Origin of the sequence: Vibrio sp. Isolate24 (assembly GCF_022398215.1) — a bacterium.
GTDB classification, from domain to species: Bacteria; Pseudomonadota; Gammaproteobacteria; order Enterobacterales; family Vibrionaceae; genus Vibrio; species Vibrio coralliilyticus_A.
The window spans coordinates 1,390,944-1,412,161 of the sequence record NZ_JAKEUU010000001.1 but is presented as its reverse complement, the minus strand read 5'-3'; the positions used below and the strand labels follow the sequence as shown (position 1 = coordinate 1,412,161).

General features: G+C 45.8%; 21 protein-coding genes and 9 tRNA genes. 11 read left to right on the top strand and 19 right to left on the bottom strand.

Features of this window, described 5'->3' with window-relative positions; translation table 11 throughout:
• Window positions 1-34: 34 nt before the first annotated feature.
• From L1D23_RS06220 to lolB, 14 genes are all read right to left on the bottom strand, one after another.
• Window positions 35-109: transfer RNA gene (locus L1D23_RS06220), tRNA-Gln, on the bottom strand.
• Between the two features lie 33 nt (window positions 110-142).
• Window positions 143-227, bottom strand: a tRNA-Leu gene (locus L1D23_RS06215).
• 53 nt (window positions 228-280) lie between these two features.
• Window positions 281-355: transfer RNA gene (locus tag L1D23_RS06210), tRNA-Gln, on the bottom strand.
• Window positions 356-385: 30 nt separating this feature from the next.
• A tRNA-Leu gene (locus L1D23_RS06205) sits at window positions 386-470 on the bottom strand.
• Window positions 471-500: 30 nt separating this feature from the next.
• Window positions 501-585 (bottom strand) — tRNA-Leu (locus L1D23_RS06200).
• A 48-nt stretch (window positions 586-633) separates the two neighbouring features.
• A tRNA-Met gene (locus L1D23_RS06195) sits at window positions 634-710 on the bottom strand.
• A 78-nt stretch (window positions 711-788) separates the two neighbouring features.
• A tRNA-Gln gene (locus L1D23_RS06190) sits at window positions 789-863 on the bottom strand.
• Between the two features lie 30 nt (window positions 864-893).
• Window positions 894-978 (bottom strand) — tRNA-Leu (locus tag L1D23_RS06185).
• Between the two features lie 39 nt (window positions 979-1,017).
• Window positions 1,018-1,094: transfer RNA gene (locus L1D23_RS06180), tRNA-Met, on the bottom strand.
• Between the two features lie 269 nt (window positions 1,095-1,363).
• Window positions 1,364-2,455 carry a redox-regulated ATPase YchF gene (gene ychF / locus L1D23_RS06175; RefSeq protein ID WP_239838085.1) on the bottom strand — a complete coding sequence of 364 codons (1,092 nt, stop codon included), beginning with the start codon at window positions 2,453-2,455 and terminating at the stop codon, window positions 1,364-1,366.
• Between the two features lie 10 nt (window positions 2,456-2,465).
• Complete coding sequence (gene pth / locus L1D23_RS06170; RefSeq protein WP_239864880.1) at window positions 2,466-3,056, bottom strand: aminoacyl-tRNA hydrolase; 591 nt, start codon at window positions 3,054-3,056, stop codon at window positions 2,466-2,468.
• A 144-nt stretch (window positions 3,057-3,200) separates the two neighbouring features.
• Window positions 3,201-4,145, bottom strand: coding sequence for a ribose-phosphate pyrophosphokinase (locus L1D23_RS06165; protein WP_239838087.1), 945 nt, complete (start codon window positions 4,143-4,145; stop codon window positions 3,201-3,203).
• 29 nt (window positions 4,146-4,174) lie between these two features.
• Window positions 4,175-5,047: a 4-(cytidine 5'-diphospho)-2-C-methyl-D-erythritol kinase gene (gene ispE, locus L1D23_RS06160; RefSeq protein WP_239864877.1), complete on the bottom strand. Its 873-nt coding sequence runs from the start codon at window positions 5,045-5,047 to the stop codon at window positions 4,175-4,177.
• Window positions 5,044-5,661, bottom strand: coding sequence for a lipoprotein insertase outer membrane protein LolB (gene lolB / locus L1D23_RS06155; RefSeq protein WP_239864875.1), 618 nt, complete (start codon window positions 5,659-5,661; stop codon window positions 5,044-5,046). The genes ispE and lolB overlap by 4 nt, the downstream gene beginning before the upstream one ends.
• Before the next feature lie 162 nt (window positions 5,662-5,823).
• Here lolB and hemA point away from each other — a divergent pair, with 162 nt between their 5' ends.
• From hemA to ybaK, 8 genes are all read left to right on the top strand, one after another.
• The gene (gene hemA, locus L1D23_RS06150) at window positions 5,824-7,080 is read left to right on the top strand and encodes a glutamyl-tRNA reductase (protein ID WP_239864873.1); all 1,257 of its coding nucleotides are present in this window, start codon (window positions 5,824-5,826) and stop codon (window positions 7,078-7,080) included.
• A gap of 53 nt (window positions 7,081-7,133) precedes the next feature.
• Window positions 7,134-8,222, top strand: coding sequence for a peptide chain release factor 1 (prfA, locus tag L1D23_RS06145; protein WP_239864871.1), 1,089 nt, complete (start codon window positions 7,134-7,136; stop codon window positions 8,220-8,222).
• A gap of 3 nt (window positions 8,223-8,225) precedes the next feature.
• Window positions 8,226-9,095, top strand: a complete 870-nt coding sequence (gene prmC, locus L1D23_RS06140; protein WP_239864868.1) for a peptide chain release factor N(5)-glutamine methyltransferase — start codon at window positions 8,226-8,228, stop codon at window positions 9,093-9,095.
• A 2-nt stretch (window positions 9,096-9,097) separates the two neighbouring features.
• Complete coding sequence (locus tag L1D23_RS06135) at window positions 9,098-9,481, top strand: SirB2 family protein (protein ID WP_239864866.1); 384 nt, start codon at window positions 9,098-9,100, stop codon at window positions 9,479-9,481.
• Window positions 9,482-9,500: 19 nt separating this feature from the next.
• The gene (locus L1D23_RS06130; RefSeq protein WP_239838094.1) at window positions 9,501-10,310 is read left to right on the top strand and encodes a SirB1 family protein; all 810 of its coding nucleotides are present in this window, start codon (window positions 9,501-9,503) and stop codon (window positions 10,308-10,310) included.
• A gap of 43 nt (window positions 10,311-10,353) precedes the next feature.
• Complete coding sequence (gene kdsA / locus L1D23_RS06125) at window positions 10,354-11,205, top strand: 3-deoxy-8-phosphooctulonate synthase (protein ID WP_239864864.1); 852 nt, start codon at window positions 10,354-10,356, stop codon at window positions 11,203-11,205.
• 400 nt (window positions 11,206-11,605) lie between these two features.
• Window positions 11,606-13,267: a bifunctional UDP-sugar hydrolase/5'-nucleotidase UshA gene (gene ushA, locus L1D23_RS06120; RefSeq protein WP_239864862.1), complete on the top strand. Its 1,662-nt coding sequence runs from the start codon at window positions 11,606-11,608 to the stop codon at window positions 13,265-13,267.
• A gap of 86 nt (window positions 13,268-13,353) precedes the next feature.
• Window positions 13,354-13,827 (top strand): Cys-tRNA(Pro) deacylase, encoded by a 474-nt coding sequence (gene ybaK, locus L1D23_RS06115; RefSeq protein ID WP_239864860.1) that lies wholly within the window; start codon window positions 13,354-13,356, stop codon window positions 13,825-13,827.
• A gap of 61 nt (window positions 13,828-13,888) precedes the next feature.
• Here the strand turns inward: ybaK and L1D23_RS06110 are convergent, their stop codons facing one another.
• Window positions 13,889-15,136 carry a uracil-xanthine permease family protein gene (locus L1D23_RS06110; RefSeq protein WP_239838098.1) on the bottom strand — a complete coding sequence of 416 codons (1,248 nt, stop codon included), beginning with the start codon at window positions 15,134-15,136 and terminating at the stop codon, window positions 13,889-13,891.
• Between the two features lie 244 nt (window positions 15,137-15,380).
• Between L1D23_RS06110 and L1D23_RS06105 the strand changes: the two genes are divergently transcribed.
• A complete protein-coding gene (locus tag L1D23_RS06105) occupies window positions 15,381-16,604 on the top strand; it encodes a DUF2066 domain-containing protein (protein ID WP_239864858.1) in 1,224 nt (407 codons plus the stop codon).
• Between the two features lie 29 nt (window positions 16,605-16,633).
• Here L1D23_RS06105 and L1D23_RS06100 read toward each other — a convergent pair whose 3' ends face one another.
• Genes L1D23_RS06100 through L1D23_RS06085 form a run of 4 tightly spaced genes read right to left on the bottom strand, consistent with a single transcriptional unit; the run spans window position 16,634 to window position 19,472 of the window.
• Window positions 16,634-17,053: a DUF2069 domain-containing protein gene (locus L1D23_RS06100; protein ID WP_239864857.1), complete on the bottom strand. Its 420-nt coding sequence runs from the start codon at window positions 17,051-17,053 to the stop codon at window positions 16,634-16,636.
• Between the two features lie 3 nt (window positions 17,054-17,056).
• Complete coding sequence (wrbA, locus tag L1D23_RS06095) at window positions 17,057-17,626, bottom strand: NAD(P)H:quinone oxidoreductase (RefSeq protein WP_239864856.1); 570 nt, start codon at window positions 17,624-17,626, stop codon at window positions 17,057-17,059.
• Complete coding sequence (gene arsC, locus L1D23_RS06090; protein ID WP_239838102.1) at window positions 17,623-17,967, bottom strand: arsenate reductase (glutaredoxin); 345 nt, start codon at window positions 17,965-17,967, stop codon at window positions 17,623-17,625. The genes wrbA and arsC overlap by 4 nt, the downstream gene beginning before the upstream one ends.
• A 50-nt stretch (window positions 17,968-18,017) precedes the next feature.
• The gene (locus tag L1D23_RS06085) at window positions 18,018-19,472 is read right to left on the bottom strand and encodes a M48 family metallopeptidase (RefSeq protein WP_239864855.1); all 1,455 of its coding nucleotides are present in this window, start codon (window positions 19,470-19,472) and stop codon (window positions 18,018-18,020) included.
• Window positions 19,473-19,774: 302 nt separating this feature from the next.
• On the opposite strand from L1D23_RS06085, the gene L1D23_RS06080 reads away from it, so the two are divergent.
• Entirely contained in the window at window positions 19,775-20,011 is a 237-nt protein-coding gene (locus L1D23_RS06080; protein WP_239838104.1) for a sulfurtransferase TusA family protein, read from the top strand.
• Entirely contained in the window at window positions 20,004-21,077 is a 1,074-nt protein-coding gene (locus L1D23_RS06075; protein ID WP_239838105.1) for an AI-2E family transporter, read from the top strand. Before L1D23_RS06080 ends, L1D23_RS06075 begins: the two co-directional genes overlap by 8 nt.
• Window positions 21,078-21,218: the final 141 nt, after the last annotated feature.

The window sequence follows — 21,218 nt, the reverse complement described above, 5'->3', positions numbered from 1 at the left end:
AATTGGTAAARTCTCAATAACGTTACGTTGTGTATGGCAGGTCTACCTGGATTCGAACCAGGGAATGGCGGCATCAAAAGCCGCTGCCTTACCACTTGGCGATAGACCTGCAGTGTGAYAACTCAACGAGTCATCTAGATAATGGTGCGGAAGGAGAGACTTGAACTCTCACACCTTGCGGCGCCAGAACCTAAATCTGGTGCGTCTACCAATTCCGCCACTTCCGCATCTTAATCTGTGGTTATCAAGACAATTGGTAAAGTCTCAATAACGTTGTRTATGGCAGGTCTACCTGGATTCGAACCAGGGAATGGCGGCATCAAAAGCCGCTGCCTTACCRCTTGGCGATAGACCTGCAGGCATAGTCCTAAGACTATTCAATTTATGGTGCGGAAGGAGAGACTTGAACTCTCACACCTTGCGGCGCCAGAACCTAAATCTGGTGCGTCTACCAATTCCGCCACTTCCGCATAAATTGTTATTTGTAGAGTATATCAAGATGGTGCGGAAGGAGAGACTTGAACTCTCACACCTTGCGGCGCCAGAACCTAAATCTGGTGCGTCTACCAATTCCGCCACTTCCGCAACTTGAATCTACAGGACCGTTAGCCAAAAGCTAGCAGTCAAAATAAATGGTGGCTACGACGGGATTCGAACCTGTGACCCCATCATTATGAGTGATGTGCTCTAACCAGCTGAGCTACGTAGCCACTCGTGAGCGAGACAATATAAACTTTCACGCTCTCAGTGACAAGCCCTTTTTCCTAAAGGCTTACACTTTAAATAAATGGCAGGTCTACCTGGATTCGAACCAGGGAATGGCGGCATCAAAAGCCGCTGCCTTACCGCTTGGCGATAGACCTGCAGGCATAGCCCTAAGACTATTCAATTTATGGTGCGGAAGGAGAGACTTGAACTCTCACACCTTGCGGCGCCAGAACCTAAATCTGGTGCGTCTACCAATTCCGCCACTTCCGCATTGATTCCTAAAAACTCTTAAGCAAGAGCACTTAGGAATGGTGGCTACGACGGGATTCGAACCTGTGACCCCATCATTATGAGTGATGTGCTCTAACCAGCTGAGCTACGTAGCCATCTCATGTTTTGTACCTTCAAATAAGTTAGCTTATTGTCGGGAACGGCGCGCATTATGCGAAGTTGAGGCAAAGCCGTCAATAGTTTTTTTGAAGAAATCAGGATAAATCAACTGTTCGGTTTCTTTTTAAACAAAGAGGCGTGTTAATGATCGAAAAGTGATAACAAAATGTCATGCATTTATCGATTTAATTTAGAGGATCTAGTCGGCATAAAAAATAAAGCCAGCACTAAGGCTGGCTTTGAAAGTCAATAACTTGCAAGGAAATTATACGTTGAAGCGGAAGTGAACAACGTCACCATCTTTAACGATATAATCTTTACCTTCTAAACGCCATTTACCTGCGTCTTTTGCACCACTTTCACCGTTGTATTCGATGAAGTCATCGTAGCCGACCACTTCGGCACGAATGAAGCCTTTTTCAAAGTCAGTGTGAATCTTACCTGCCGCCTGTGGTGCTGTAGCTCCTACAGGAATTGTCCATGCACGTACTTCTTTAACGCCAGCAGTGAAATAGGTATGAAGGGTTAGTAGTTCATAACCTGAACGGATCACTCGATTCAAACCAGGCTCTTCAATACCCATATCCGCTAGGAACTCTTCACGATCCTCGTCTTCAAGCTCTGAAAGCTCAGACTCAATTGCTGCGCACACTGGAACAACGACATTGTTCTCTTTCTCAGCAAATTCACGCACGGCATCTAGATAAGGGTTGTCTTCGAAACCATCTTCGTTAACGTTGGCAATGTACATTGTTGGTTTTAGAGTCAGGAAGTTGAGGTAACCAATAGCCGCAAGTTCTTCTTTACTCAGTTCAACAGTGCGGGCCATGCCGCCTTCAGTTAAAACGGGCAATAGCTTCTCTAGTACTGTCAGTTCGAACTTCGCGTCTTTGTCTCCACCTTTCGCTTTTTTGGCGTTACGCTGAATTGCGCGCTCACAAGAGTCTAAATCGGCCATAGCCAATTCAAGGTTGATGACTTCGATATCCTCAATCGGAGACACTTTACCAGCAACGTGAACGATGTTTTCATTTTCAAAACAACGGACAACGTGGCCAATCGCATCGGTTTCTCGGATGTTCGCTAGGAATTTGTTCCCTAAACCTTCACCTTTAGATGCACCTGCAACCAAGCCCGCAATGTCAACGAACTCCATTGTGGTTGGTAGAATTTTTTGTGGGTTAACAATTTTTGCCAGTGCATCAAGGCGTAGATCTGGCACAGGTACAACACCAGTGTTTGGTTCGATCGTACAAAACGGGAAGTTTGCTGCTTCGATACCTGCTTTAGTTAGTGCGTTGAACAGTGTTGATTTACCGACGTTTGGTAGACCAACGATGCCACATTTAAAACCCATGATAATAACCTTATTCTGCTTTGAACGTGTGTAGACGATTTTGTGCTTTTGACAAGCCATCCTTGAGTAGAATGTCTAAACAGCGAACAGACTCATCTGTTGCTGCCTCTAGCAGCTCTTGCTCTTTAGCGGGCGCTTTGCTCAGAACAAAACCGGCCACTTTATCTTTGTGCCCCGGATGACCAATGCCAATCCGAAGACGATAAAAATCTTTGCAATTGCCTAGCTTACTGATGGTATCGCGCAGGCCATTATGACCACCATGTCCGCCCCCTTTCTTAAACTTAGCGACACCTGGAGGTAAATCCAGTTCATCGTGTGCCACCATAATCTCTTCAGGCTTAATTTGATAAAACTTCGCTACTGCGGCGATGGATTTACCTGAAAGGTTCATGAACGTAGTAGGGATGAGTAAGCGGAGATCCTGACCATTTATCATTATGCGTCCTGTAACCCCAAAAAACTTGGCTTCATTTTTTAGTATTATGTTATGGACGCGAGCAAGCTCTTCTACTACCCAAGCACCAGCGTTATGACGAGTCCTAGCGTATTCAGGGCCGGGATTAGCAAGCCCAACGAGAAGTTTGATTTGTTGACTCAAGGTAAGGATCTCTCTTGGAATCTCAAAAAGCGCAGTATGATAGCACAGAATTATTATTGCGGGCGAGGTGTGCTTGAGCGTTTATTCTCTGGCATAAAAAAACACCCCGAAATGGGGTGTTTTGAGAAACTGACGAATTCGAAATTAATTAAACATCGCTGAAATCGATTCTTCGTTGCTGATACGACGAATTGCTTCTGCCAGCATGCGAGATAGGCTAAGTGTGGTGACTTTACCTGTTGCTTGCATTTCTTTTGACAGGGTAATGGAGTCCGTCACGATGACTTGATCCAGTACGGAGTTCTTAATGTTTTGTGCCGCGTTACCTGAGAAAACAGCATGTGTTGCATAGGCGAATACGCGCTTTGCCCCACGCTCTTTTAGAGCTTCTGCTGCTTTACATAGTGTGCCACCAGTGTCGATCATGTCATCAACGATTACACAGTCACGACCTTCAACATCACCGATAAGGTTCATTACTTCAGATACGTTAGCGCGTGGGCGACGCTTATCAACGATAGCAATATCGATATCACCTAGCGCTTTAGCGGTTGCACGAGCACGAACTACGCCACCCAAATCAGGGGAAACCACAACTGGGTTTTCTAGGCCACGCGCTTCCATGTCATCAAGAAGCACTGGAGTACCGAAGATGTTGTCTACTGGTACATCAAAGAAGCCTTGAATCTGCTCAGCGTGCAGGTCAATAGTTAGGACGCGATCAACGCCAACGTTAGAAAGGAAGTCAGCGACAACTTTTGCAGTGATTGGCACGCGCGCTGAACGTACACGACGATCTTGGCGAGCATAACCAAAGTAAGGGATAACTGCTGTAATACGGCCCGCTGAAGCGCGGCGCATTGCGTCAATCATCACTACAAGTTCCATTAGGTTGTCGTTAGTTGGTGCGCAGGTAGATTGAATGATGAAAACATCACTACCACGTACGTTTTCGTTAATTTGTACAGCGACTTCGCCATCAGAAAAACGAGAAACACTTGCATCACCAAGAGAGATGTATAGACGATCAGCAATACGTTGGGCTAGTTCAGGTGTAGCGTTACCAGCAAATAGCTTCATATCAGGCACGGTGGAAACCTCGGGGTTGCGTCCAGTATTTAGATAGATATATTGTGGGCTAAGCGATACTTAGCAAGCGTCTCGTGTAAAGGAGAAATATTTTTTCCTTTCGCTATAAAAGCGGAGACGTTGTCAGGCACTTTTTCAAGAACCTCATTGGCCTCATTTTGGCTCGAAAACTCAGCAAAAACGCAGGATCCGGTTCCTGTCAGTCTAGACGGCGCGTATTGTAGCAGCCAAGAAAGTTGCTTATCAACCTCTGGGTACAGCATTCGAACAATTTTTTCGCAATCGTTTTCGTATGGGCTGTCAAGAAGTGTTGCCAAATCGCGCTTTGGTGTGTTTCGTGTCAGATCTGGATGGGTAAAAATATCCACTGTCGCAATCGCAACATTCGGTCTGACGACTAAATACCACTTTTCCTCGGGTTCCGCTTGAGTTAATTCTTCACCCACCCCTTCGGCAAATGCAGCGAAGCCCTGAGCGAATACTGGGACATCTGCCCCAAGTTTTAGGCCAATGTCAGCTAATTCTTGCTCAGTTAAGTGAGTTTGCCATAGGTGATTCAGGGCAACTAAAACGGTTGCTGCGTTTGAAGAGCCGCCACCGATGCCACCCCCCATAGGCAAGCGTTTATTGAGACTGATATCTGCGCCATATGCACAGCCGGTTTTGTTTTTCAAAGCCATCGCGGCTTTCCAGATGAGGTTGTCTTCAAGAGGAAGGCCCGGTAGCTCAGGTGTTAAAGTGATCGAGCCAGTCTTATTCGCTCTGATACTTATATCGTCACCAAAGTCAATGAACTGAAACAGCGTCTGCAGTTCGTGATAACCGTTTTCTCTTCGGCCCGTAATGTAAAGAAATAGATTGAGTTTTGCCGGTGATGGCCAATGGGTTGTTTCGCTGATCATTGTTCAAGATTCCATTTGGATATCACGATGTTAATTGATATATCGCCTTGTTTTAGCTTGAGCTTTTGTGGAAGAGGCAAAGCGCTACCTTGATATTGAATGTCTTGGTAATTGAGGTAATCAAGTTGCCAAACTTTATCGTTGATTTGTTTGGTCAATGAAGCGAGAGTGTGCGTCTCATTGAGTCTATAACTGTCAGCCTCTGCAGGGCTGCCTAAGAACCAGCTATTGAGCTGTTCGATAGGGAGCGTCAAACCAGTCAGCCGATATATGAGAGACTGAGCGTCATGTGAAGTATAAGTTTCATCATCATAAGTCTCGACTAGTGCGCCGCTAGGTGTGATTTTTAGATTCAAAGCGGTCTGGCCGATAAAAGTCGTTAGGCGAAGTTGACTTAAATCTGGGCTGTATTTCCACTGAAAATTCAGAGATTGACGCTGTTTAGGGGAGATATAACCGAGTTTACCGTTGGACTGATATTGAGCAATACTGGCTAATCGTTGTTGATGCGTTTGCCACTCGACATTCGTTGTACTGGTGTTGAAAGTGGCACAACCCGACAGAATGAAACTAGAGAATAGAAAAATGAGTAAGGGACGAAAGTAAGTCGTCATTGGCGATTATTTATCCATTTAAGTCCTTGTCTTACGCCACACTATATCATTGAAATCACGAAGTCATGAAAACATATCCCGAATACCCTTTAATTAAATTGGGCCATCAAGTAAAATTCCGTCCTTGTTTGTTCATTCGCTGATTCAGAGAACCTCGATTACATGTCTTTGCTTGCTATAGGTATTAACCACAATACAGCTTCGGTAGAGTTGCGTGAGAAAGTCGCATTTGGGCCGGAGAAGTTACCTCAAGCACTGAAGCAATTAGGCGATAACCCTCTTGTCAACGGCAGCGTTATTGTCTCAACCTGTAACCGTACTGAAATCTACTGCGATGTTAAACCTTCTGGAAAAAGCAAAGTTATTGATTGGCTTGCGCAATTTCACCAAGTAAGCCCAGAAGATCTAAAACCCAGTCTCTATATTCATGAAGAGCAAGCTGCTATTCGCCATTTAATGCGAGTGTCTTGCGGCTTAGATTCCCTAGTGTTAGGCGAACCGCAAATTCTAGGGCAAGTTAAACAAGCTTATTCGGATTCTCGCGAGCACAAAGCGGTGGATACCGCGATGGACAAGCTCTTCCAGAAGACATTTTCTGTGGCAAAACGTGTTAGAACAGAAACCGATATTGGTGGTAATGCTGTCTCTGTAGCGTATGCCGCTTGTACCTTAGCGAAACACATCTTTGAATCGTTACAAGATTCGACAGTATTATTGGTGGGTGCGGGTGAGACGATAGAGCTGGTTGCTAAGCATCTGGCGAGCAACGGCTGTAGCAAGATGATCGTGGCTAACCGTACTCGTGAGCGTGCTATGCCACTTGCCGAGCAGTTTGGTGCCCAGATTATCGGCTTACCGGAAATACCAGAACATCTCCCTCGCGCTGATATTGTGATAAGCTCCACCGCCAGTCCATTGCCGATCATTGGTAAGGGAATGGTCGAAACCGCTTTAAAAGCTCGTCGTCACCAGCCCATTTTATTGGTGGATATCGCTGTCCCGCGTGATATTGAGTCGCAAGTGGCAGAGCTCGATGATGCGTATCTCTACTCCGTGGATGACTTGCAGTCGATTGTTGAGAACAACATGGAGCAGCGAAAAGTGGAAGCGATTCAAGCGGAAGCGATTGTCAGTGAAGAGAGCGCCACCTTTATGTCTTGGCTACGCTCTCTGCAAGCGGTTGACAGCATCCGCGATTACCGTAAATCTGCCAATGACATACGAGAAGATTTACTGAGTAAAAGCCTCCAATCTTTGGCAGCCGGTGCGGATCCAGAAAAGGTTCTGCTTGAGCTAAGTAATAAGCTGACAAATAAATTGATTCATGCTCCAACCCGAGCGCTGCAAAGTGCAGCGGAGCAAGGCGAGCCAGCTAAGCTCGCCACGCTAAGACAAAGCTTGGGTCTGGAAGACTCCTAATTTCTTTGGTCGTGAAAGACGTCCAATTTATCGAACCCTGAGTTAAGAAAACTATGAAAGCCTCGATTCTAACTAAGCTAGAAACATTGGTTGAACGTTATGAAGAAGTTCAACATCTGCTTGGCGATCCTGATGTGATCGGTGACCAAGACAAATTCCGCGCATTGTCAAAAGAGTACTCTCAGTTAGAGGAAGTGACTAAGTGTTTCCAAGCCTACCAGCAAGCACAAGAAGATTTGGTCGCGGCTGAAGAAATGGCGAAGGAAGATGATGCAGAAATGCGTGAAATGGCTCAGGAAGAGATCAAAGAAGCACAAGACACTATCGCGCGTTTGAGTGAAGAGTTGCAAATTCTGCTGCTGCCAAAAGATCCAAATGACGATCGCAACTGCTTCCTCGAAATCCGAGCTGGGGCTGGGGGAGATGAAGCGGGCATCTTTGCAGGTGACTTATTCCGTATGTACAGCAAGTTTGCAGAGAAGAAAGGCTGGCGTGTTGAAGTCATGTCTTCAAATGAAGCTGAGCACGGCGGCTATAAAGAAATGATCGCTAAGGTTACTGGGGAAGGGGCTTACGGGGTACTTAAGTTTGAGTCAGGGGGCCACCGCGTTCAGCGAGTTCCAGCGACCGAATCTCAGGGACGTGTGCATACTTCGGCATGTACTGTCGCTATCATGGCTGAAATTCCAGAAGCAGAAATCCCGGAAATCAAAGCGGCTGATCTGAAAATTGATACCTTCCGTGCCTCTGGTGCGGGTGGGCAGCACGTTAACACCACAGATTCCGCTATTCGTATCACTCACTTGCCTACAGGTACGGTAGTTGAATGTCAGGACGAACGTTCACAGCACAAGAACAAAGCGAAGGCAATGTCGGTTCTTGCGGCTCGAATCATTCAGGCGGAAGAAGCAAAACGCGCAGCGGAAGAGTCTGATACTCGACGGAATCTACTTGGTTCTGGGGATCGCAGTGATCGCATCCGTACCTATAACTACCCGCAAGGCCGTGTCTCTGATCACCGTATTAACTTGACTATCTACCGACTGAACGAAGTGATGGAAGGGGATCTAGCCAGCTTGGTGGACCCAGTGATGCAAGAGCATCAAGCTGATCAGCTTGCGGCACTTGCAGAGAACAACTAATCAATGGCAGCAGCACACAGTGTTGAAAACACACTAAAGAGTGCCGTCGAAAAGCTTCAGAAGAGTGGCAGCGATTCGCCTGCTCTTGATGCGGCGGTACTGCTTTGCCACACCCTCAATAAACCTCGCGCCTTTCTACTGACGTGGCCTGATAAAATTCTTGAGCCAGAGGAATTACTGGCTTTTGAAAAGACGTTGCAAAGGCGGCTCAGCGGTGAACCGGTCGCTTACATTACTGGTGAGCGCGAGTTTTGGTCCTTACCACTGAAAGTGGCACCCAGTACACTTATTCCCCGTCCAGATACAGAGCGTTTGGTTGAAGTTGCTTTAGAGAAAGCCATTGAAAATCAGGGTGATATTTTAGATTTAGGCACTGGGACCGGCGCAATTGCGCTCGCCATTGCTTCAGAGTTACCAAGCCGGCAAGTATGGGGGATCGACCTCAAGCAAGAAGCTAAGCGGTTAGCAGAGTCCAATGCTGAGCTCTTGGGGATTCGTAACGCTAAGTTTTTATCAGGCAGTTGGTTTGAACCACTAGGAGCTGGTACAAAGTTTGCTCTCATAGTGTCAAACCCTCCTTATATCGAAGCGCAAGACCCGCATCTAAAACAAGGGGATGTTCGATTTGAGCCTTTGAGTGCGTTGGTTGCAAAAGATAATGGACTGGCAGATATCATACATATCGCCAAGCAATCGGTGACATTTTTGCTGCCTGATGGGTGGCTGATGTTTGAACATGGGTATGACCAAGGAGCTTCAGTGAGAGCCATTTTAGACTCACTGGGGTTCCAGAATATTACTACTTATAAAGACTACGGCGAGAATGACCGTGTGACCATAGGTCAGTTTTCTCCAGGGAAGCAAGAGAGATAATTATGTACGAAGGGTTGAAGCACTTTCATTTATTGACGATCGCTATCAGTGCCACTTTATTGTCTGTGCGTTATGCGATGATGATGGCAAATTCCGCTTTGGTGGAGAAGAAGTTTTTTAAGGTCTTCCCCCACATTAACGATACCTGCTTGTTGCTGTCTGGTATTGGTCTGATTTTTATCACTGGATTTATTCCTTTTACTCCAGCTGCACCTTGGCTGACAGAAAAGATCACTTGTGTATTGGCTTATATTGCATTGGGCTTTTTTGCACTTAAGTTAGGTAAAAATAAACTGCTACGTACGTTTTCCTTCTTTGGGGCACTGGGTTGGCTTGCAATGGCGGGTAAAGTGGCAGTAAGCAAAGCTCCAATATTTTTAGGTTAAGCGGGATTAGGAACTATTCATGCTTGAGTTGTTTGATGAAGATTTTGACGCTATTGAATTGGTAGAAGGAGCGCTCATATTAAATAAAGCGATTAATCCTGCTACCAATGTTCAATGGGCTGAGAGAGAACTGCATCGATTGCTGAAAGAAGCAGAACTCTGTCTCAGTCAAGAAGGAGATGAAAAGCAACGGTTTGACTCCTTATTGAGGCTTTTCTATCACGAGTGGGGGTTCGCTGGGGATCAGGAGGCTTACTACGACTCTTCGAATGCTTTTATCGACAAGGTCCTCGAGCGTCGAAAAGGCATCCCGGTCAGTTTAGGAGCGCTGTTACTTTACCTAGGGCGAAAGTTAGGCTTTCCTCTGACAGGTGTCACTTTTCCAAGCCAGTTTTTGTTAAAACTAGAATGGTATGGTGAGAGCCCGCAATTTATTAATCCATTTAGTGGGGAGTATGTCTCTAAACATGTATTAGGGGCATGGTTGATTGGTCATAGTGGGCCATTGGCGACTCTCGAAGCTAAACACCTTAAGTCTGTCGATAACCCAACCGTGATTGGCCGTTGGCTGGCACTGATTAAAAGCGCCTTACTGCGTGAGGAACGCTATACTTTGGCCCTGAGGTGTACTGACCTAGCACTGACTTTCGTGCCGGATGACCCGTATGAGATACGCGATCGTGGATTCATCTACCAGCAGCTCGACTGCCATCAGGTCGCATTGAGTGACTATCAATATTTTATTGAGCAGTGCCCTGATGACCCAGCAGCAGAGCTGTTAAAAAATCAAGTTAACGCCATGAGTGGGACTCAGGTGACACTCCATTAGTCCAGCTTCGGGTTGGCCTACACAGAGAAATAGAGAGAAAAAAATGGAACAGAAAATCGTTCATGTTGGTGACATTCCAGTGGCTAACGACAAGCCGTTTACTTTGTTTGCGGGTATGAATGTTCTTGAATCTCGTGATCTGGCTATGCAGATCTGTGAGCACTATGTCAAAGTGACCGAAAAGCTTGGCATCCCTTACGTGTTCAAAGCGTCTTTTGATAAAGCGAACCGCAGCTCTGTTCATTCGTATCGCGGCCCAGGCCTAGAAGAAGGCATGAAAATCTTCCAAGAGCTGAAAGATACGTTCGGTGTAAAAATTATCACCGATGTACACACAGAAGCTCAGGCACAGCCCGTGGCTGACGTGGTTGACGTGATTCAGCTACCTGCGTTTTTGGCTCGTCAAACTGACCTTGTTGAAGCGATGGCAAAAACTGGCGCTGTGATCAATGTGAAAAAGCCTCAATTTATGAGCCCTGGTCAGGTGGGTAATATCGTAGAAAAATTCGCGGAATGTGGTAACGAAAACATTATTCTTTGTGAGCGAGGCTCTTGCCATGGCTATGATAACCTAGTGGTTGATATGCTGGGTTTTGGTGTGATGAAAAAAGCGTCAAAAGGTAGCCCAATTATCTTTGATGTGACCCATTCACTGCAAATGCGTGACCCTTCAGGTGCAGCTTCTGGCGGTCGACGTGAGCAGACTGTTGAATTGGCAAAAGCAGGTTTAGCAACGGGTATTGCTGGTTTATTTATCGAAGCGCATCCGAACCCTGAAAAAGCAAGATGTGATGGCCCGTCAGCGTTGCCATTAGATAAATTGGAACCTTTCCTAGCGCAAATGAAAGCGCTAGATGACTTGATTAAAGGTTTTGAGCATATTGACATCAAATAGTGAGCGGATGTTGAGAAAAGGTTAGCCATGTGGCTAACCTTTTTTGTTTCAGACGGCTTATAAATCGATGAAACTCTTGTTAAAGCCTGAGTTATGTTTTCGTTCTTTGTTGAGTAAACGCTCAACCTCACACTTGCCGTTTGGTGATGTTAACTCACAGTCAAACGTTTGCTTGTGACCGTTTGATAGAACAGGTGTAATTATGCTGCTTTGTTACACACTTAAATGTCAATTAGGGTGATCTAATCTACATAAATATGAAATCAAGATGCCACCCCAAATAGCTTAATTTAAACTAGTTCAAGTTTTACTGAGTTCTCAGCGACTGATTGCTGAGCATGTCTGTTCAATAGGCACAGTATCTAATGCAGTGGAAACCCAATAGTTCAAAGGTATGACAATGAAGCAACGCCTGATTGTAAAAACCGCTCTAAGCGCAGCAATTCTTGCCACTCTAGCAGGGTGTGCGACAGCACCTCAGCAAGAGTGGGAAGCGGATAAAACTTATAAGCTGACCGTTCTACACACGAATGACCATCACGGTCGTTTCTGGCAGAACAAATACGGCGAGTACGGCATGGCTGCTCGCAAAACATTGGTTGATGAGCTGCGTGCAGAGGTAGAAGCCGATGGCGGTAGTGTGCTGCTGCTTTCAGGTGGTGACATCAACACAGGTGTTCCAGAGTCTGACCTGCAAGATGCTGAGCCAGATTTTAAAGGCATGAACAAAATTGGTTACGATGCCATGGCTCTTGGTAACCATGAATTTGATAACCCACTTGAAGTGCTGTTTAAACAGAAAGAGTGGGCAAACTTCCCGATGCTATCAGCAAATATCTATGACAAAAAAACGGGTGAGCGTATGTTCCAGGCTTACCAGATGTTTGATAAGCAGGGCATTAAGATTGCCGTTATTGGTCTAACCACTGAAGATACGGCGAAAATCGGTAATCCAGAGTTTATTGGTGGTATCGACTTCCGTGATCCTAAAGAAGAAGCGAAGAAGCTTATCGCTGAGATCGAAGAAACGGAAAAGCCCGATCTGATCTTTGCTGTGACTCACATGGGTCACTACGAAGACGGTAAGCGTGGTGTTAATGCTCCGGGTGACGTGGCTCTTGCTCGCTACCTAGACGAAGGTTCTTTGGATATGATCGTCGGTGGTCACTCTCAAGAGCCAGTATGTATGGAAGCGCCTAACGTCGTGAAGAAGAACTTCAAGCCTTCTGATGAATGTAAGCCAGATCTGCAAAACGGTACTTACATTGTTCAAGCTCACGAGTGGGGTAAATACGTAGGTCGAGCGGATTACGAATTCCGTAACGGTGAGCTAGAAATGGTTAGTTATGACCTTATTCCTGTGAACCTTAAGAAGAAGGTTAAGATCGACGGTAAGAAGCAGCGTGTTCTTATTGAAGACGAAATCAAGCAGGACGAAGAGCTACTGGAGTTCCTACGTCCTTACCAAGAAAAAGGTAAAGCACAACTAGACGTTAAGATAGCAGAAACGAACGGTAAACTTGAAGGTGACCGTAATGTGGTTCGCTTCAAGCAGACTAACCTCGGCCGTCTTATCGCGACTGCACATATGGAACGTGCCAAAGCGGATTTTGCGGTAATGAACTCAGGTGGTGTTCGTGATTCCATTGAAGGTGGCGATGTAACGTACAAAGATGTGCTAACAGTACAACCATTCGCGAATATCCTGACTTACACTGACATGTCAGGTAAAGAAGTGCTGGATTACCTCAACGTAGTGGCAACTAAGCCTGTTGATTCTGGCGCTTACGCACAGTTTGCTGGTATCTCTATGACAGTGGCAGACGGCAAAGTATCTAATGTGTTCATTGGTGGTGAGCAACTTCGCCTTGATGAGACTTACCGTTTCACCATCCCAAGCTTTAACGCAGCGGGCGGTGATGGTTACCCTAAACTGACAGGTCACCCTGGTTATGTGAACACTGGTTTTGTCGATGCTGAAGTTCTAAAAGAGTACCTAGAAGCGAACAGCCCAGTCGATGTGAACAAGTACGCACCTGCTGGCGAGATTATTTACAAGTAAGTTGACTAAAACGTCGAAATCTCATTAACTTAAAAGCGCTGCACATTCTGCAGCGCTTTTTTTGTTATGTATCTAATGGAATCAGTATGACCCCAGCAATTAATCTCGCGAAGAAGAAAAAAGTGGCGCACACTATTCATCAGTATGATCATGACCCTCGTGCAAATAGCTATGGTATGGAAGCGGTAGAGGCGTTGGGGCAAGATCCTGAACAAGTCTTTAAGACCTTACTGTTTAGCATAAACGGTGAACCTAAAAACTTAGCGGTTGCGGTGATACCAGTCGATCAAAAGCTGAACCTCAAGTTGGCTGCAAAAGCCGCGAAAGCAAAGAAAGCAGAGATGGCAAATCCAGAGATAGCTCAGAACACCACGGGATATATAGTGGGTGGCATTAGCCCACTTGGACAGAAAAAAGCACTACCAACATTTATACATCAGAGTGCCGAATACAGAGAGACGATCTGTGTCAGTGCAGGCAAGCGTGGGTTAGAGATTGAGCTTGCACCGAAAGATTTAGCCTCACTGACACGAGGTCAGTTTGCAGATTTATGCTTCTAGAGATTAAACGATAAGAGGGTTGATGCCATTACATCAACCCTCTTGCTATCTGCGCCTTATTTTACTTTGCTTCTTCTTCCATTTGCGCATTGTCGACAACATGATTTTCACCTAGGTCCTGTGGAAGTAACAGGTTGAGAAGGATTGCGACGATACCACACAAACTCACACCTTGTAGGCTAAATTCGCCAATACCAAAAGCCATACCGCCGATACCAAATACTAAGGTGATCGCAACGATAACTAGGTTGCGGGATTTGTGCAGGTCGACATTGTTCTTGATAAGGGTGTTTAGGCCAACCGTCGCAATTGAACCAAATAATAGGATCATAATGCCGCCCATAACCGGCATAGGAATGGTTTGCAGTGCTGCACCAAGTTTGCCAACTAAAGCTAATATAATGGCGGTCACCGCTGCCCAAGTCATGATTACTGGGTTGAAGGCTTTGGTCAGCATAACGGCACCTGTCACTTCAGAGTAAGTCGTATTAGGCGGTGCGCCAACCATAGATGCGGCAATCGTTGCTACGCCATCACCAGCAACGGTGCGATGTAGGCCTGGCTTTTTCAGGTAGTCTTTACCAGTGACATTGGAGATAGCCAACATATCACCGACGTGTTCGACGGCAGGGGCTATCGCGACAGGAATCATAAATAAGATTGCGTTAATGTTGAATTCTGGCGTCGTGAAATTAGGTAGTGACAGCCAAGCCGCCTGCGTGACTGGGCCAAAATCGACCACGCCATATACTAGGCTGGTTAAATAACCTGCGATAATCCCACCAAGAATTGGCATTAACTTGAGAAAGCCTTTAGCGAAAACGCTGATGATGATTGTTGTGAGTAAGGAAATACTTGAAATCACAAGCGAAGCATCAGCGTCGATGAGCTGCGTTCCATCACCACCTTTACCTAATGCCATGTTCACAGCAACGGGAGCAAGGCCCAGCCCTATCACCATGATTACCGGACCGACAACAACAGGAGGCAGCAGCTTATGAATGATTTCTACGCCGCGGAGTTTAATGACTGCACCCATAATGACGTAAACAAAACCCGCCGCCATTAGCCCCCCCATGGTGGCTGGAATGCCCCAAGTTTGGACACCGTAAAGAATCGGGGCAATAAAAGCAAAAGACGAAGCAAGGAAAATAGGTACCGTCCTTCGGGTCATAAATTGAAAGAGAAGGGTTCCAAGACCAGCACCAAATAATGCAACACTAGGGTCTAGCCCTGTCAACAGAGGTACCAACACGAGCGCACCGAATGCAACGAAAAGCATTTGAGCGCCTTGAATGGCATTTTTCATCTTTATTTCCTTTAGTAGCAACTAAGAGCAGCAATAGCAGAGCCTGCTAAACACAAAATTCGCGGGATCTTATCACCTTAGCAAACGATTGCAATCTGAGCCGGATCAAATAAACAGTAATTGACCAATAACTTAGCTTGATGACTTCAAGGGGCAAAACACATAAATTTGAGCTTTAGTTGCTCCAAATTAGATAGTTGCTTATCATCCGAAGTTGCAATAAAAAACTGACTTTAGGAAAGCTATGCGTCATTTAGTTTTGTTGGCTTTAGCGCTAGTAGGATTACCTGCAGCAGCATTGACCAATGTAGATTTATATCAAACAGAAATTGTGCTCGACCAAAGTGCTGACAATGCAGACGCACAAGCGCGTGTGGACGGGATGAAAGAGATCATCGTCCGAGCTTCCGGTGATCAGGATGCGGTGACTAATCCTGTGGTAAAAAAGGCGCTAAAGCAAAATTCTCAGTACCTTACTCAAATCAGCTATGGGCAACAAAATGGTCAGCAAACACTACGATTAGGCTTTAGTGCGCCACATATTCGTTCTTTGTTGAGTCAGGCTCAACTCCCAATTTGGCCTGCAGCACGCGCCAACCTATTAGTGTGGTTAGTGGAAGAAACTCAGCATGATCGTAATATCAGTTGGGAGCACTCTGATTCACAGGTACTGAATCAGATGCGTATTGAAGCACAAAGACGTGGCTTACCATTGACTGTGCCTGTCGGTGATTTTGATGATATTACAGGTGTAGCTGTCTCTGATTTATGGGGAGGTTTTGCACGCCCAGTAGGTGAGGCAAGTCAACGTTATCCAGTAGATGCTGTATTGGTTGTCAGAGTGCAGGGCAACTCGTTGCGCTGGACTTTATATGATCAAAAACCCGCTACGATAGGCGTTACGCGTCAGGCACCTGTGTCTGGATCTAATGGTGGCGCAGAAGCAGCAATGAAAATGGTTAACCAAATCAGCGACTACTATGCGAAGAAGAGTGCTGTTGTTGTTGCAAGCGAATCTTCTGAAACCATCAAGGTGCGGTTTACTTCACTAGATAATGCTGTCGATTTCTTTACTGTAGAAAATCAGCTCAAGAAGCTAAGCTCTGTGGCATCGTTGGATATTCTGAAAATTCAGGGCAATCAAGTTACATTTAATATCCACTTATTAGCTTCTCAGGCAGAATTTGAACATGAAGTGACACGCATGGGAAAAGTGGTGCAACTAGAAAGTGCAACTGAGTCACAGCCGGTCGTTAAACAACAAGAGCAGAGCGAGCAGCCTGTTGATGCCGTAAATGATGATCTATCAACAGAGTCAAGTGACCTCACTGTTGATGTACCAGAGATTATCCCAGCAGAGCAAGTGCTGGTGTTTGAGTGGCAAGGTGCTCCCACGAGATCCACCATTGACCATACAGAGTCCCCCGAGGGAAAAACTGACACAGCTCTTGATGAAGTCATTGAATAATAAAAAGGTCTGGCAAATGCCAGACCTTTTTATTCGAATCGTTCTTTTTCTTCTTTCTCTACTTTAGACAGACGTTTGAGTTTGAGTCCTAACTCTTTACCTCTTGAACGTGCGTAGAGAATATTGCCGACAAAAGCGGCAGCTGTCAGTACCAGCTCAATGCTCGCTAACCAGCGTTCACCGCCATCCACATAGAGGATGGTAAAGGCATGTAAGAAGTACAACATGAGCACAAAGTTTGCCCACGCATGTGTGTAAGGCTTACCTGCGAGGAGCCCGGGCAGGGGTAATAACAGAGGGATACTCCAAGCAATGGCAAGTGTGGTGCTGCTGATGTGAGGGTGGGGAGATAAACTGAGTTGCCACAGTGCGACCCAGGCAAGTAAACCTAGATTGCCAAACAGTGCAAGAAGTCGAAACAGTTTTGTATGAGATTGCATTGCCTGCATGTGTTATTTGTCCTTCACTTTTAAAGCGGTAGTAGCGAGGCGCCTGCCTAGCGTTTGTGCCAGCTCGTTCTCTTCTTTACTTAATGTGTTGCCATCATGGCTAACGGAGGTAGCTCCATAAGGCGTCCCGCCCGTTTGAGTGGTATGTAAGCTGGGCTCCGAGTAAGGGATCCCTAAAATCATCATGCCATGGTGGAGAAGAGGCAACATCATGGTTTGCAGCGTGGTCTCTTGGCCACCGTGTAAGCTAGAGGAAGAGCTAAATACACAGGCTGGTTTGTCAATCAAGTCACCAGAGACCCATAAAGACGTCGTCTGGTCCCAAAAGTGTTTCAAAGACGCTGACATATTGCCAAACCACACTGGGCTCCCCATGGCTAACCCGTCACAGTTTTTTAGTTCTTTCAAGGTCAATACAGGGTCTTGAGGTGTAATCCTTTCATCAATATCAGCGACGGTTCTAATCAAGGCTTCACAATGAGGGATAGACTCTATCCCCCTAGCGATTTGTCGTGCTAATGCGCGAGTAGAACCGTGTCGACTGTAATAGAGGACGACGATTTGGCAACTCATAGAATATCGAGAACCTGCTCTGGTGGACGGCCATGCTTGGCTTGACCGTTATTGACCACAATTGGTCGTTCAATCAGTTTGGGGTTGTTTGCCATGGCTTCAAAAAGCTGCTCATCTGACGCTTGAGCGAGATTGAGCTCTTTATAGATATCTTCCTTAGTGCGCATCATGGCACGCACTTCAGTCAGGTTAAGCTGGGCGTAGAGTTCTTTCAATTCCGCAACACTAGGTGGGGTTTCTAAGTATTTTACGATTTCAGGTTGGATGTTTTTTTCTTCTAGTAGTGCCAATGTTTGTCGGCTTTTTGAGCAACGTGGATTGTGATAAATCACGACTGACATAATGTTAATCTCCGAATTATAAGTAAGCAGCACTGAGTGCTGCTTGGTCGTTATTGTAGAGCCATAAAACGATCTCGCTGAACCATCAGCTGATCAATACGCGCATCGTAACGTGCTTGCTTGAGACTGCCAAGCTCCGCGAGCTGACTTGCCTGAGTATAATACTGAATAGCCTTATTCCAATTGGCTTTGAGAGCTAAGACCTCGGCTCGCGCAGCAAGGTCTTCGTCACTGCGACCAAGATGAATATTCGCTTCTGAAAGCAGGTGCCAGCCGTTGACATCATTCGGGTTGTCGTGGGTATACCGCTGAAGGACTCTGATGGCTTCTTCATTCTTGTCTTGCTTCATTAACACATTCGCGTAATTGATCGTCAGTACTGAGTTCTTAGGTTTGTCCTTGAGTGCCGCTTGCAACATATTCTCAGCTTGTGATGCTTTTTCCTGCGCTATATACAGGTCAGACATGGCGTCGAGATAGAAGTTATTGTCAGGTTGCAATTTGATGAGTGATTGCAAAATCTCACTGGCTTCGTCCAGTTCATTGTTATCAAGATGAACCAGCGCCCGACCATATTGGAATGAAACTTTGAGATTTTCTGGTGCTTTCTTTTCTGTACGAGAAAACCAATCCATGGCTGATTTCGCACTGATGCCTGCATATCGAGCGACAATACGAGCACGGGCTAAGTTATAATTTAGTGAAGGATCGACACGACGGGCTGGGTAATTCTGCGCTCTTGCACGACTATCGGTAATGCGATCTTCCGGCAATGGGTGAGTCAGCAACATTGGCGGTGGCTTGCTAGCGTATCGATACTCATCGGCTAGGCGACTGAAGAAGCGTGGCATCGCATTAACGTCATATCCCGCTTTGGCTAAGGTATCGATGCCAAATCGGTCTGCTTCTTTTTCGTTGCTGCGTGTGTAATTTATCTGGCCTTGAATGTTTCCCGCAGTAGTGGCGGTAATTGCGGCGATCCCTGCTTCTGGGGCAGCAATAGCCAGCAACAGAGAGCCAGCTAGTGCTGCCATGGTTGCTGGCGAACGTCGTGCTTGCTCTTCCATACTGCGAGCGAGATGGCGCTGAGTCACGTGGGCAATCTCGTGAGCAACGACCGAAGCCAACTCACTTTCGCTTTGGGCATGAAGAAACAGTCCGGTATGTAGAGCGACATACCCACCAAAGAATGCAAATGCATTGATATTGCGGTCACGGATCATAAAGAAGGTAAATGGTGTCTTAACGTCATTGGCGTTAGCGACCAATTGGTGACCTAAGCTATCAATGTACTCATTCAATACTGGATCATTGACGATGGGCTGATTATTACGCAGCATGCGCATATAGGCATCACCGTATTGCAGCTCCTGATCTATGGTCAGTGTACTACTGGCTGCGGTACCAATATCGGGTAGGTCAAGAGTATTGGCGTAGATAGGTGATGGTGCACCAAGAGAAGCCGCTACACATAAGCAGACAATCGAACGCGTACGTTTAAACATATTTTATCGGTGATACTCCGTGATCATTTGGTCTATCCACTCTGTCTGTACCATTTTGTTATACTTATGGCATCAGGACAAGAAGTATAGCTTTTGACACTCGTTAACTGAGATGGTTTCACAGTTGTGAGAAGGGGTAAAGCCTTTAATAAGTGATACCCTTGGCTTTCGTGCTGATGCAAAAGTGTTCCACTGAGACGAGTCATTTCAATGTGAAACTTTTCGGCATCGATGTATTTGCACTGACGCTTGGAAAAAAACACTATACAATATTCTTTCTATGATAAGTATCGGGCTGAAGAATGGAACTGAATCTTTTGGATTTGCGTCAAGAGCGTTGCCCAATGGCGCTACTGTTAGCCAAGCGCCACACTAAGGCGTTGAGTGAGGGGCAGCAAACCAGTATTTATGTCTCTGATTCCAGCTCTTTGTCCGATATAACCTCTTTCCTACTTAAGCAGTCATTTGAATTGGTGTGCGAAGAGTTGGATGGCTATTACTCTTTGCAAGTGACTAAAGGAACCTTGTCGAATGTTTGAAATGGTGAGTCGCTGGTATAAGCGACGCTTTTCTGATCCACACGCTGTAAGCCTAGTGGCAATCCTGCTCTTTGGTTTTATCACGATTTATTTTTTTGGCAATTTGATTGCGCCTTTGCTGGTGGCTATCGTGTTAGCTTACTTGCTTGAATGGCCTGTATCCCAGCTATCACGCCTTGGTATTCCCAGAACCTTGTCCGTTATCTTGGTGATCTTAGGTTTCACCAGTTTGATGCTGGTAGCGGTTTTTGGGTTGGTTCCTACTATCTGGCAGCAGGTCGGTAACCTGATTAATGATATTCCTTCAATGTACACCGGGCTGCAAAAAGTGATAGCTGAGCTTCCGCAGCGTTACCCCGAGCTGGATAATTTTCAGATTGTTGAATCTTTGGTGTCCAATGCAAAGAATCAAGTCATTGTGATGGGGGAAACGGTAGTAAAGGGATCACTGGCATCATTGGTGAGTATTGCGACTTTGGCGGTTTATCTAATTTTGGTGCCGCTATTAGTGTTTTTTCTATTAAAAGACAAACAAGAAATGATTGCGATGGCGAGTGGTGTTTTACCGCGTAACCGCAAGCTGGCGAACAAAGTATGGCATGAGATGAATGAGCAAATCTCGAATTACATTCGCGGTAAGGTGATGGAAATCTTGATTGTCGGTGGGGTGAGTTATGTAACATTTGCCATCTTAGATTTACGTTACTCGGTATTGCTAGCGGTTGCAGTCGGGCTCTCTGTGTTGATCCCTTATATTGGTGCAGCCGCAGTGACCGTGCCTGTTGCTATCGTAGGTTTGTTCCAGTGGGGACTAACGCCACAGTTTTACTGGTTGCTGATTGCCTATGGTATTATTCAAGCACTGGACGGTAATGTCCTTGTCCCAGTTCTTTTCTCTGAAGCGGTAAATTTACATCCCGTTGCCATTATAGTTGCGGTGTTGGTTTTTGGTGGCTTATGGGGGTTCTGGGGAGTCTTTTTCGCTATCCCGTTAGCGACGTTAGTCAAAGCAGTTTGGAATGCGCTACCCAGCAATGATGAGGAAGTGCATTCCTATCCTAGTTGATATGTTTATCAAGCTCATTGCATATACAGCCCTAATGCATTTTGTGCATTAGGGCTTTTTATTTGCGCAAACGGTATATACTTTTTAAAAGATTGTTGTACAAAGTATGAATTTTGTAAGAAATTTCTTAAGTCTGCTGTG